Origin of the sequence: Noviherbaspirillum aridicola (assembly GCF_019656455.1) — a bacterium.
GTDB classification, from domain to species: Bacteria; Pseudomonadota; Gammaproteobacteria; order Burkholderiales; family Burkholderiaceae_D; genus Noviherbaspirillum; species Noviherbaspirillum aridicola.
This window is the reverse complement of record NZ_BPMK01000013.1, coordinates 120,471-132,133: the sequence shown is the minus strand read 5'-3', so window position 1 is coordinate 132,133 and position 11,663 is coordinate 120,471. Positions and strand designations below refer to the sequence as shown.

The window sequence follows — 11,663 nt, the reverse complement described above, 5'->3', positions numbered from 1 at the left end:
CCGTGGCGATCATGGGTCCGACCGCCTCCGGCAAGACCGCGGCCGCGCTCGACGTTGCACGCCACCTGCCGGCCGAAATCATTTCGGTCGACTCCGCCCTCGTCTACCGGGGCATGGACGTGGGCACCGCCAAGCCGAGCCCGGAAGAGCGCGCGCAGGCCCCGCATCACCTGATCGACATTCTCGACCCGGCCGAGTCCTACTCGGTCATGCAGTTCCGCGACGATGCGCTGCGCCTCGTGCAGGACATCAGCGGCCGCGGCCGGCTGCCGCTGCTGGTCGGCGGCACCATGCTCTACTTCAAGGGCTTGCGGGACGGGCTCGACAGCCTGCCGCAGCCGGAACCGGCGCTGCGCGCGCGCATGGAAGACGAGATGCGCGCCCTCGGCGCGCCGGCCATGCATGCGAGGCTGGCGGAGATCGACCCGGTCACCGCCGCCCGCCTCAATCCCAACGACAGCCAGCGCATACAGCGCGCGCTCGAGATCCATGCGCTGTGCGGCCAACCGATGTCCGCGCTGCTCGACCGGGCGCCGCCGCAGGAACTGCCGTTCGATCTCCTGCCGCTGTCGCTCGAGCCATCGGACCGGAGCGAGTTGCATGCGCGCATTGCCGCCCGCTTCGACGCCATGCTTGCCAACGATGCATTGCTCGAGGAAGTCCGCCGCCTGCGCGCCCGCGGCGACCTGCATCCCGGCCTGCCCTCGATGCGCTGCGTCGGCTATCGGCAGGCGTGGGAATATCTCGATGGCGATTACGATTTTCAGAGCCTGCGGGAAAAAGGAATCGCGGCGACCCGGCAACTGGCCAAGCGCCAGCTCACCTGGCTGCGCTCGATGCCCGAGCGGGAGGTCATCGACTGCCTGCTGCCGGACTGCGGCGCTCGTGTGCTGCGGCGTGTCCGGGAGAAGCTGGAAGGCAAGGCTTGACAGCCTTTACGAGAGGAAGCATAATCTACGGCTTCTTTCGCTGGTGATATAGCTCAGCTGGTTAGAGCACAGCACTCATAATGCTGGGGTCGGTGGTTCAAGTCCACCTATCACCACCAGAATTCAAAGGCCACAATCTTCGGGTTGTGGCCTTTTTGTTTTCGGGCATCGTGACCGTCCAGGCCGGTCTTGATCAATCCGCAAGATTCAAGTCGAAGCGGTGCACGCCCACATCCTCGTCCCCGCTGCGCAGGGCGATCTCCAGCTTACACTCCGTGCATCCGGCGCCGCCGAGGCTCATCCGCGCCAGCGCCGTGCCGCGCCCCGCCGCCAGGCGGATCTGCCCTTGCTGCGCCACGCTCGATCTGCTGCTTCCACTGCGGCAGCTGGCATGCAGGCGGAAAGTGACCTGCCTGTCGAGCAGACTCCGCGCAAAAGGCGCAATGATCACCTGCGCACCTTCCCGTTGCGTCTCTATCCATACTTCCACGCCGGCTGCATCCATGCCCGGACTCCTTCGAAAAAAAAAGGCGGGCGCCCTGTTCTTGCGGCGCCCGCCTTGCTGCAGACCAGACCGGATACCGATCAGTGCTGCCAGATGGCGGCGTGGTTGGCGCTGCCGTTCTGGGTGATGGAGGCAACGTGGCCGACACCGCTTTGCAGGATGCCCGCGACATTGCGTGCGGCATAGCCGGCGCCGTCGCCGATCTGGGACACGGTGGCGAGGTGGCCGCTGCCGGTCTGCGATACGCTGGCGTAGTTCCAGTCGCCGCTCTGGCCGATGGAAGCGGTCAGTGCATTGCCGTTGGCCTGCGCGATCAGCGCTTCATTGTTGCTGCCGTTCTGGTTGATCGACGCCGACGAGTTGGCCACGGCGCTCTGGCCGATGGTCGCGAGGTTGACGCTGCCTGCCTGGGCGATGCCGGCGGTGCTGCTCGTGCCCTCGTCCTGGGTGATCGCGGCGACCTGGGCGACGCCGTCCTGATGGACGGCGGCGACGTCGGCATAACCGTTGGACTGAGTGACGGTGGCGACGTTGCTGTCGCCGGCCTGCTCCACGCTTGCCTGGTACAGGCCCTTGACCACGCTGCCCGGCCCGTTGACGGAACCGCCGCTCTGCTGCACCTGCGCCCACTGGTTGTTGCCCGACTGGAGGACGGTGGCGTTGCTGTAGTCGGCCAGCGGACCCTGGCTGACGGAGGCGGTGTGCTGGGAGCCGCTCTGCGACACGGCGGCGTTGCTGAACCAGGTATTGGTCTGCAGCACGTTGGCGGAGCTGTTGTTGCCCGATTGTGCGATCGAGGCGCTGCCCTCCCGGGCGCCGTTGATCTGATTGATCACGCCCATGTGGCTGTTGCCGGTCTGGGTCACCGCTGCCTGCTGGTTGGTGGTGCCGGTCTGGTTGATCAGCGCGCTACTCAGATAGCCGCTGGACTGGCTGACGCTTGCGGTATTGCCGCTGCCGAGGGTCTGGTTGACGGTGGCGACATAGCTGCCCTGCGACACCGAGCCGCCCGGGAAGTTGGTGGCGCCGCTCTGCGAAACGCTGGCGGCATTGTCGCTGCCGGTCTGCAGCATGTTCGCGGTGCTGGAATCGGCCAGCGGTCCCTGGACCACATTGGCGGCGTTGGACTGGCCGCCCTGGGTGACGGTGGCGTCGCTGAACCAGGTATTGGTCTGGGTCACATTGGCGCTGTTGTCCAGGCCGAGCTGGTTGACGAAGGCGGTGCCTTCGCGCGCGCCGCCGTTCTGGTACACATTGGCGGACAATCCGTCGCCGACCTGGACCACGCCGGCGGTCTGCTGCGTGACGCCGTTCTGCTGCACGTTGGCGCTGTTGCCGGTCAGGTTGCCGCCGAGCTGGGTCACGCCGGCGATGCTGCCGGTCGAGCCCAGCGTGCTGATGGTCGCGGTGTGATTCGCGCCCGCCTGGCCGAAGCCGGCGATGTTGCCGGTGCCGGTCTGAGTCACGCTGGCTGCCTGGTTGACGCCGGTCTGGACGCCGCCGGCCTGATTGCCGTTGCCGTCCTGCGAAACCGACGCGCTGCTGTCGGCGGCACTGGTCTGCACCACGCCCGCGACGTTGGCGTTGCCGGTCTGCGCGATGGCGGCGCTGACTGCGGTGCTGTTGAGCTGCAGGATGCCGGGCACGGCCGCCGGATCGCCCGGGCCGCCAGCCGGATTGCCGGCGATGTTGCCGGTGCCGTTCTGGGTGATGGCGGCAGCCGCGCCGGTGGACGCGTTCTGCTCGATGTAAGCGTCATTGGCGACGCCGGTGGACGAGATGGTGGCCTGCGAGAACGCGGGAGCGGCGGTGTAGGCAAGGCTGATGCCGAGCGCAATGGCGGACAAACGGATTTTCAATTCATTCTCCTCGGATGACAGGGGCAAGAAACGACGCGATCCAGCGCCCCTAGTACTGGATCACCTTTGCGGCAAGGCCATTGCCGTGCTGTCGCAGCTGCAGCTCGGGGCTGAGCGGCGACTGCCGGACGATGACCGAATTGGAGTGACCGGCCTGTTCGACGGCCGCGTGCAGCTTGTTGCCGAGCTGGCCGATGTCGGCGCGGTTGTCTCGGCCGGACTGGGTCAGGGAAATCTCGTTGCCGCTGCCGGTCTGGACGAGCGTGGCGGCGTTGCGGTGTCCGTGCTGGACGGCCTCGGCCTCGTTGCCGTAGCCGGCCTGCCTGACTTCGCCGCTGTGACGGCTCCCGTGCTGGGCGATGGCGGCGCTGTTGAAATCGCCGTACTGGCCGACGCGCGCCTGGTGGCCGTGAACCGGGACGTTCAGCTCGGACGGCCCGAGTTCGGGCTTTTGCGCCAGGTCGCCGGCGGCGGAGGCGGCGGAAATTACGAACAGGGCGATCGCCGGCGCGCGCGCGACGATGCGCACGAAAGGCTTGGTATGCATGGAAGTCCTCTTGTCGATGCGGATTGACGTGGCGGCTCAGCTGCCGGCAGCCCCGGCGCGCGGCGCGGCCGCCTGGCCCACCGGTTCCTCGCCCTGCCTGAGATAGGTCTGCAGCACCGGCGAATACCAGTCGGCTTCGTCGCGCAGTGCCCAGACGCGGTCTTTCAGCCCCTGCGCGATCAGGTGTGCGACGGCGGCCTCGATCGCCTCGCGCACGCACAACTGCGACGGCTCGTTGCGGGTGTAGCCGCCTTCCAGTTCCAGCAATTCCTTGAAATTGACGAAGCGGAACACGCCGGTCGACAACTCATGGGAGTAGATGGTCTTGGTGGTCGACACGCTGTTGAGGATCTGTCCGCTGCGGATGTCCACCGTGCGCAGCACCACCGTCACCTGGTCGACCCGGTACTGCGTCTTGGCGCCCACGCCGAGGTAGCGCGCGCCCGCGCCGCCGGTGCGGACATTGGTTTCATAGGCGACGATGCCGCCCTCGATCAGCACGGTCGCCGGCATCAGCGCGGGCAGGTTGACCACGGCCTTGTCCTGCGGGGTCTCCAGCGCGCGCACGATCTTGCGCTCGGTGAGCAGGTTCTGCAGGTTTTCGCGCTCGACCGGCGTGAACCAGCCCGAGTCCTTGAGCGCCTTGACCAGCATCGATGCCGCTCCCTGCGTGACCAGCGTGGAGAAGGAACTGTCGGGGCTGGGCTTGTACTGGCCGGTCTGGTCGCGGAAACCGTAGACCGCGGCGACCACCTTGCCCTTGGGCGGCGGAAGGCTGACGAGGTCGCGCGTGATGCGCGTGGCCGGCGTCAGCTGCGCGTTGTCGTCGGCGGGAGCGGGTTCCTGCAGGGTGGCGCAGGCGGAGAGCAGCAGCGCTGCGCCGGCAGCGCAAAGACGGGCGGCAATTCGACGGCAGGCGCGCATCACATTCCCCCTACCTGGAAAGAAGTGGAGGCCCCGGTCACCTTGTCGGTGGTCGTCACCTGCAGCAGGCCGCCGCCGAGATCGGTGATCTGTATCGTGAAATTCCCGGTGGTGACGGTACCGGGCTGGAGCTTGCCGTCCGCGCCCATGACGCTGGTAGTCGCCGCCGATACGAGACGGTTCAGTACGGCGCGCTCCAGGATGTCGTTGAACTGCTGCAGCGGCGTCTGCTGCCCGCCGATTCCGCCCGCCGGGCCTGACTTGGGATCGGTGTGCTTGTTCTGCGCCTGAGCGGCATTGAGCAGCACCGCGCCGTTGAGCGGACTGCCGCCGAAAGAGGGATTGACCGGCGTGTAGACCAGTTCAGTCGCCTGCAGGGCGGGGGCCTGTACAAGCATGGCCAGCAGCATGGCGCGCACGATGCGTGTCGTGTGACTTCGCATGGGTAGGTTCTCCTGGATCAGATTTCGTCGGGAGCGAGATCGAGGTCGCGGAACAGCAGGCGTTCGACTTCGGCGTCGGCCACCCGCTGAAACACCGCCTCGGCGGCACGTTCGCCGAGCGCCTGCAGGCCGGACCGAGCTGCGGGCAGCTGCAGCTGCAGCATCCGCCGCTGCGCGTACTCGACCCAGACCTGGCTGCCGTGGCGGGCGGTCGGACGTTCGATGATGGAAAGGGAATAGCGCTCGGCGAGTTCGCGTTCTCGCCAGGCCGCGACGAAATGCTGGAAGAACTCCTGGCCGGCGACCGTGACGGTCTGATTGACGACCAGGGCGCCGAGGGTGTCACCCGCGGCCTGAGCACGCGCCCAGGGCAACAGCGCCAGCAGCGCCAGCAGCGCCAGGACAGCCAGAAAGCGTCGGTTCACACTCCGCTCCTTATTTTGTTTTTGAAATAGTTGTAATTTATGTAACAAGCGCTGCGGATGATGATGGCCGCTCTGACAATTGTCACTTCTTTAATTGAACTATCTACAACACGTGCTGTCCCGCGCAACACTTCATGCCATCTGTGGCAGGGCGGAAGCGCCGGTTCCATCGCCAGCTTTGGCCAGGGCGAAAACACCCCCGGTGCTATAATTCGGGCGCCCGCCACCGGCGGCCTTTTCCTGCCGCGCAGCGGCGTTTTCGACGAAATGGGGTTAGAGATGCGGCGTCGCCCCCTCCTCCTTTTTTTCCTGGCAGCACAGCTCCTGATTCCGGCCCACGCCTTCGAGCGGCCCTTTCCGCCGACGGCCAAGCGCGGCACGATGAGTTCGGCGCCGCATCCGGAGATCGTGATCGAAGGGAAGCTGCGCCGGCTCGCGCCGGGCGCCCGCATCTGGAATGCGGAAAACCTCATCGAAATGCCGGCCGCGCTCGACGTACGCGGGGCGACGGTGAACTACACCGAAGACGTCGAGGGCGCGATCGACCGGGTATGGATACTGACGCCGGAAGAAGCGCGCCAGCCGATCAGGCAACAGACCAACAGCAACCTCCGTTGAACATGCAGAAGAAAGTTTTCATCAAGACCTTTGGCTGCCAGATGAACGAGTACGACTCGGACAAGATGGCCGACGTGCTCAATGCAGCCGAGGGATTGACCCGGGCGGAGACGCCGGAAGAAGCGGACGTCATCCTGCTCAATACCTGCTCCGTGCGCGAAAAGGCGCAGGAGAAGGTGTTTTCCGATCTCGGCCGCCTGCGCGAGCTCAAGCAGGCCAGGCCCGATCTGGTGATCGGGGTCGGCGGCTGCGTGGCGTCGCAGGAAGGCGAAGCGATCGTCAAGCGCGCGCCCTATGTCGACGTGGTGTTCGGCCCGCAGACCCTGCATCGCCTGCCGGACCTGATCCGCCAGCGCCGCGACAGCGGCCGCGCACAGGTCGACATCAGCTTCCCGGAAATCGAAAAGTTCGACCACCTGCCGCCGGCGCGGGTCGAGGGCGGCACCGCCTTCGTCTCGATCATGGAAGGCTGCAGCAAGTACTGCAGCTATTGCGTGGTGCCGTACACCCGCGGCGAGGAAGTCTCGCGCCGCTTCGAGGATGTGCTGACCGAGGTGGCCGGGCTGGCCGACCAGGGGGTCAAGGAAGTCACGCTGCTCGGACAGAACGTCAATGCCTACCGCGGCAAGATGGCGGACGGCGAGATCGCCGACTTCGCACTGCTGATCGAATACATCGCGGAAATCCCCGGCATCGAGCGCATCCGCTTCGTGACCAGCCATCCGAAGGAATTCACCCAGCGCCTGATCGACACCTACGCCAAGGTGCCCAAGCTGGTGAACCATCTCTACCTGCCGGCGCAGCACGGCTCGGACCGCATCCTGATGGCGATGAAGCGCGGCTACACCGTGCTCGAATACAAGTCGGTGATCCGCCGCCTGCGCGAAGTGCGTCCCGGCATTTCGGTGGCGAGCGACTTCATCATCGGCTTCCCCGGCGAGACGGAACAGGATTTCGAGGCGCTGATGAAACTCGTCGACGACGTCGGCTTCGACCACAGCTTCAGCTTCATCTTCAGCCCCCGCCCCGGCACGCCCGCGGCCAACTTGCCGGATGACACGCCGCACGAGGTGAAGCTGGCGCGGCTGCAGCGGTTTCAGGCGGCCATCAACGCCAACTCGCAGCGCATCAGCGAATCCATGGTGGGCAGCGTGCGCCGCATCCTGGTGGAAGGCGCGGCGAAGAAGGACGCGCAGGACTTGCAGGGCCGTACCGAATGCAACCGGGTGGTGAATTTCTCCGGCGGCCCGAACGGCGCGCGCCTGATCGGCCAGTTTGTTGATGTAAATATCGTCAAGGCCTATCCCAACTCCCTTCGTGGAGAACTTGTCATCAAACAGTGAATCTCAGCGTCGTCATCCACCCATTTTGAACAGCAAAATTCCAGCGCAACCTCAACATTTCATCCCGGAGCCGCTCGACAACAAGCGGCTTGCACACCTGTGCGGCCCGATGGACGAGAATCTCCGCCAGATCTCGGCGGGACTCGACGTGACCGTGTTTCGCCGCGGTGAAAAATTCATCGTCAGCGGCGCCAATGCGCCACGCGCAATCGAACTGCTCGAGAACTTCTACGAGCTCGCCGAGAACCCGATTTCCGTCGAGGACGTGCAGCTCGCGCTGGTTGAGCAGCGCGCGGTCACGGAAGCGGAAACGGAGCCCGCCGCCAACGAGGACGAGGCCGGGCAGCAGGCGAGCCCCGCGCTCAAGACCAAGCGATCGGACCTGCGCGGGCGCACGCCGCACCAGAACCAGTACATCAAGTCCATCCTCGAGCACGACGTCACCTTCGGCGTCGGTCCGGCCGGTACCGGCAAGACCTATCTCGCGGTGGCCTGCGCGGTGGACGCGCTCGAGCGCGACGCCATCAAGCGCATCGTGCTCACGCGGCCGGCGGTGGAAGCAGGCGAACGGCTGGGCTTCCTGCCCGGCGACCTGACGCAGAAGGTCGATCCCTATCTGCGGCCGCTGTATGACGCGCTGTACGACCTGCTCGGATTCGACCGCACGCAGAAGATGTTCGAAAAGCAGGTGATCGAGATCGCGCCGCTGGCCTACATGCGCGGACGCACGCTCAATCACGCCTTCATCATCCTGGACGAAGCGCAGAACACCACGCCCGAGCAGATGAAGATGTTCCTGACCCGGATCGGCTTCGGCAGCAAGGCGGTGGTCACCGGCGACGTCACCCAGATCGACCTGCAGCGCACACAGAAGAGCGGCCTGGTCGACGCCGTCAACGTGCTCAAGAACGTGCGCGGCATCGCCTTCACGCGCTTCACCAGCGCCGACGTCGTGCGTCATCCGCTGGTCGCGCGCATCGTGGACGCGTATGATGCCGCGACACCCAAGAGTGCCGCGACCCGAAATGCCACAAAAAAATAAGCTGTCACTGTCCGTCCAGTACCCCGATCCCCGCCTGAGAGACATCCTGTCCCGCACCGACCTGCGGCGCTGGGTGCAGGCGGCCCTGTTCGCGCCCGCCGAGCTGACCATCCGCATCGTCGATGCGGAGGAAGGACGCATGCTCAACCGCGACTACCGCCACAAGGACTATGCGACGAACGTGCTGACCTTCGCCTATACCGAGGACGAGGACAGCGAGGTCACCCGCGCCGACATCATCCTCTGCACCGACGTGCTGCAGCGCGAGGCGGCCGAGCAGAACAAGAGCGTCCAGGCCCATGCCGCGCACCTGGTGGTGCACGGCGTGCTGCATGCCCAGGGCTACGATCATGAAACCGACGAGGAAGCGGCGGAGATGGAACAGCTGGAAGTTGAAATCCTGGCAAGCATGGGCCAGCCCAATCCATACGCTGCTTGAGTTGACTCAACGGCAAGCCCCGGCTTTGAGCAGGGGCGGACATTTGTTGTATGCTATCCCTTCGTTCAATTCCGGCTCCCCGCCATATGCAAGATCACCCTAGTGGTGCCAAGACAACTGACACCAAACCTCACCGGTCGCTGCTTGAACGCCTGACCGCCCTGATTTCCCCCGAACCCGAAAGCCGCGCCGAGCTGCTCGAAATCCTGCATGACGCGCACGAGCGCAAGCTGCTGGACGCCGATGCGCTGTCGATGATCGAGGGCGTGTTCCAGGTCTCCGACTTGACCGCGCGCGACATCATGGTCCCGCGCGCCCAGATGGACGTGGTCGACCTCAACAAGCCGATCGACGAATGGCTGCCGCTGGTGCTGTCGACCGCGCACTCGCGCTTTCCGGCGGTCGACGGCGACCGCGACAAGGTGGTCGGCATCCTGCTCGCCAAGGATCTGCTGCGCTACTACGCGCACGAGAGCTTCGACGTGCGCGACATGCTGCGCCCGGCCGTGTTCATCCCGGAATCCAAGCATCTCAACGTGCTGCTGCGCGATTTCCGCGCCAACCGCAACCACATGGCGATCGTGGTCGACGAGTACGGCGCGGTATCCGGTCTGCTGACGATCGAAGACGTGCTGGAGCAGATCGTCGGCGACATCGAGGATGAATACGACTACGACGAGGAAGCCAACAACATCCTGCCGATCCACGACGGCGCCGGCGCGATGCGCTGGCGGGTCAAGGCGCTGACCGCGATCGAGCAGTTCAACGAGACCCTCGGCACCGCGCTGGCGGACGAAGACGTCGACACCATCGGCGGGCTGGTCGCGCACCGGATGGGGCGGGTGCCGCGCAAGGGAGAAAGCGTGGAGATCGACGGCATGCGCTTCGAGGTGCTGCGCGCCGACGCCCGCCAGATCCATGTGCTGGTGGTGGAGCGCCTGCCCGGCCAGCCGCTGGCTGCGGTGTCCTGATGCGGGGTGACGGCGCCGCCCTCGCCTCGCGCGCTGCGGGCGACGCCCTCCCGGCCGCGCTGACGCGCCATGCGCCGCTGCTCGCAATGGCGGCCGGCGCGCTCAATGTCTTCGCCTTCGCGCCCTTCGGCCTGTGGCCGCTGCAGATCGCCACCCTGGCGCTGGCCTTCCTGCTGGTGCTCGGCAGCGCCGGCTGGCGCAGCGCGGCGCTGATCGGCGCCGCCTACGGCTTCGGCTGGCTGGCGGCGGGCGTGCACTGGCTCTACATCAGCATGCACTACCACGGCGGACTGCCGGCCTGGCTGGCGGTGCTGGCGGTCGGCGTGCTGGCGCTGGGCATGGGCGGCAGCTTCGCGGCGCTCGCCTTCGGCGCCGCGCGCGCGATGCAGCAGAAACTCGGCGCCTCGCGCACCGCCGGCGCGCTGCTGATCCTGCCCGGCTGGTGGGCGCTGGCCGAATGGTCGCGCGGCTGGTTCCTGACCGGTTTTCCCTGGCTGTCCTCGGGCTATGCGCACAGCGACGGACCGCTTTCGGGATTCGCGCCGCTGGTCGGCGTCTACGGACTGGCGCTGCTGTCGGCGCTCGCGGCCGGCTGTCTCGCCCTGCTGCCGCACCGGCGCCTGCCGCTGCTGGGGGCGCTGGCCCTGCTTGCAACCGGCTTCGGCGCCAGGAGCGTGGCCTGGACCGAACCGGTCGGCGCGCCGATTTCGGTGCGCCTGCTGCAGGGGAACGTGCCGCAGGAAATGAAGTTCGCGCCGGAGCAGATACAGGCCAGCCTCGCGCTCTATCACCGGATGGTGACCTCGCAGCCGGCTGACCTGATCGCCACTCCGGAGACCGCGATTCCGCTGCTGTCGTCGCAGCTGCCGCCCGACTACCTCGGGCTGCTGCAGGATTTCCTGCGCCGCTCCAACAGCTCGCTCGCGCTCGGCCTGCCGGTGAGCGACGGGCCGGGGCAGTACGCCAACAGCGTGCTCGGGATGGGGCCGGAAGGCGGCATGCCCTACCGCTACGACAAGCATCATCTGGTGCCCTTCGGCGAATTCATCCCGCCGGGCTTTCGCTGGTTCGTCGACATGATGCGCATTCCGCTCGGGGATTTCGAGCGCGGCGAGGTGCTGCAGCGGCCGTTCAAGGTGCGCGACCAGTGGGTGCTGCCCAACGTCTGCTACGAGGATCTGTTCGGCGAAGAGATCGCGGCGCAGCTGTCGGCGCCCGGCATGCCGCGCGCGACCATGCTGCTCAACGTGTCCAATATCGCCTGGTTCGGCGATTCGATCGCGGTGCCGCAGCATCTGCAGATTTCCCGCATGCGCTCGCTCGAGACCGGGCGGCCGATGCTGCGCGCGACCAATACCGGCGCCACCGCCGTGATCGGCGCCGATGGCCGCGTGCAGGCGCAGCTCGAGCCCTACACCCGGGGCGAGCTTGCCGCCCTGGTGCAGGGGCACGACGGCCTGACGCCCTACAGCCGCTACGGCAACGCGCTCGCCGTCGGCCTGGCGCTGGCGCTGCTCGCGCTGGCCTGGCTGGGCGCGCGCCGTGTCCGCGCGATGCGCCCGGCGCCATGAAAAGCCGCTAAAATCTGGAGTTTTAGCCAATCCATCCATATGCTGGC

At 66.4% G+C, this 11,663-nt stretch carries 13 protein-coding genes and 1 tRNA gene; 8 read left to right on the top strand and 6 right to left on the bottom strand.

What is annotated here, in order from left to right:
* Positions 1–11: 11 nt before the first annotated feature.
* Together miaA and NCCP691_RS15295 are read left to right on the top strand one after the other, a co-directional pair.
* Positions 12–929: a tRNA (adenosine(37)-N6)-dimethylallyltransferase MiaA gene (miaA, locus tag NCCP691_RS15300; protein ID WP_220809441.1), complete on the top strand. Its 918-nt coding sequence runs from the start codon at positions 12–14 to the stop codon at positions 927–929.
* A gap of 42 nt (positions 930–971) precedes the next feature.
* Positions 972–1,048: transfer RNA gene (locus NCCP691_RS15295), tRNA-Met, on the top strand.
* A gap of 74 nt (positions 1,049–1,122) precedes the next feature.
* Here NCCP691_RS15295 and csgH read toward each other — a convergent pair.
* The 6 genes from csgH to NCCP691_RS15265 all read right to left on the bottom strand — a co-directional run bounded on the left by csgH (position 1,123) and on the right by NCCP691_RS15265 (position 5,632).
* On the bottom strand, positions 1,123–1,434 hold the full coding sequence (csgH, locus tag NCCP691_RS15290) for a curli-like amyloid fiber formation chaperone CsgH (RefSeq protein WP_220809417.1): 312 nt from the start codon (positions 1,432–1,434) through the stop codon (positions 1,123–1,125).
* An 80-nt stretch (positions 1,435–1,514) separates the two neighbouring features.
* The gene (locus tag NCCP691_RS15285) at positions 1,515–3,293 is read right to left on the bottom strand and encodes a beta strand repeat-containing protein (RefSeq protein ID WP_220809416.1); all 1,779 of its coding nucleotides are present in this window, start codon (positions 3,291–3,293) and stop codon (positions 1,515–1,517) included.
* 49 nt (positions 3,294–3,342) lie between these two features.
* Positions 3,343–3,840 (bottom strand): hypothetical protein, encoded by a 498-nt coding sequence (locus NCCP691_RS15280; RefSeq protein ID WP_220809415.1) that lies wholly within the window; start codon positions 3,838–3,840, stop codon positions 3,343–3,345.
* Positions 3,841–3,876: 36 nt separating this feature from the next.
* Positions 3,877–4,764 carry a CsgG/HfaB family protein gene (locus NCCP691_RS15275; protein WP_220809414.1) on the bottom strand — a complete coding sequence of 296 codons (888 nt, stop codon included), beginning with the start codon at positions 4,762–4,764 and terminating at the stop codon, positions 3,877–3,879.
* Positions 4,764–5,207, bottom strand: a complete 444-nt coding sequence (locus NCCP691_RS15270) for a curli assembly protein CsgF (RefSeq protein WP_220809413.1) — start codon at positions 5,205–5,207, stop codon at positions 4,764–4,766. The genes NCCP691_RS15275 and NCCP691_RS15270 overlap by 1 nt, the downstream gene beginning before the upstream one ends.
* 17 nt (positions 5,208–5,224) lie before the next feature.
* Entirely contained in the window at positions 5,225–5,632 is a 408-nt protein-coding gene (locus tag NCCP691_RS15265; RefSeq protein WP_220809412.1) for a CsgE family curli-type amyloid fiber assembly protein, read from the bottom strand.
* A 57-nt stretch (positions 5,633–5,689) separates the two neighbouring features.
* Here NCCP691_RS15265 and NCCP691_RS21415 point away from each other — a divergent pair, with 57 nt between their 5' ends.
* From NCCP691_RS21415 to lnt, 6 genes are all read left to right on the top strand, one after another.
* Complete coding sequence (locus NCCP691_RS21415) at positions 5,690–6,250, top strand: hypothetical protein (RefSeq protein WP_238482455.1); 561 nt, start codon at positions 5,690–5,692, stop codon at positions 6,248–6,250.
* 2 nt (positions 6,251–6,252) lie between these two features.
* Entirely contained in the window at positions 6,253–7,593 is a 1,341-nt protein-coding gene (gene miaB / locus NCCP691_RS15255) for a tRNA (N6-isopentenyl adenosine(37)-C2)-methylthiotransferase MiaB (protein WP_220809411.1), read from the top strand.
* Between the two features lie 25 nt (positions 7,594–7,618).
* On the top strand, positions 7,619–8,635 hold the full coding sequence (locus NCCP691_RS15250) for a PhoH family protein (RefSeq protein WP_220809410.1): 1,017 nt from the start codon (positions 7,619–7,621) through the stop codon (positions 8,633–8,635).
* On the top strand, positions 8,619–9,074 hold the full coding sequence (gene ybeY, locus NCCP691_RS15245; protein WP_220809409.1) for an rRNA maturation RNase YbeY: 456 nt from the start codon (positions 8,619–8,621) through the stop codon (positions 9,072–9,074). Before NCCP691_RS15250 ends, ybeY begins: the two co-directional genes overlap by 17 nt.
* 86 nt (positions 9,075–9,160) lie before the next feature.
* Positions 9,161–10,045 (top strand): CorC family transporter, encoded by an 885-nt coding sequence (locus NCCP691_RS15240; RefSeq protein ID WP_220809408.1) that lies wholly within the window; start codon positions 9,161–9,163, stop codon positions 10,043–10,045.
* Positions 10,045–11,616, top strand: coding sequence for an apolipoprotein N-acyltransferase (lnt, locus tag NCCP691_RS15235; protein WP_373870363.1), 1,572 nt, complete (start codon positions 10,045–10,047; stop codon positions 11,614–11,616). The genes NCCP691_RS15240 and lnt overlap by 1 nt, the downstream gene beginning before the upstream one ends.
* The last annotated feature ends 47 nt before the right edge of the window (positions 11,617–11,663 follow it).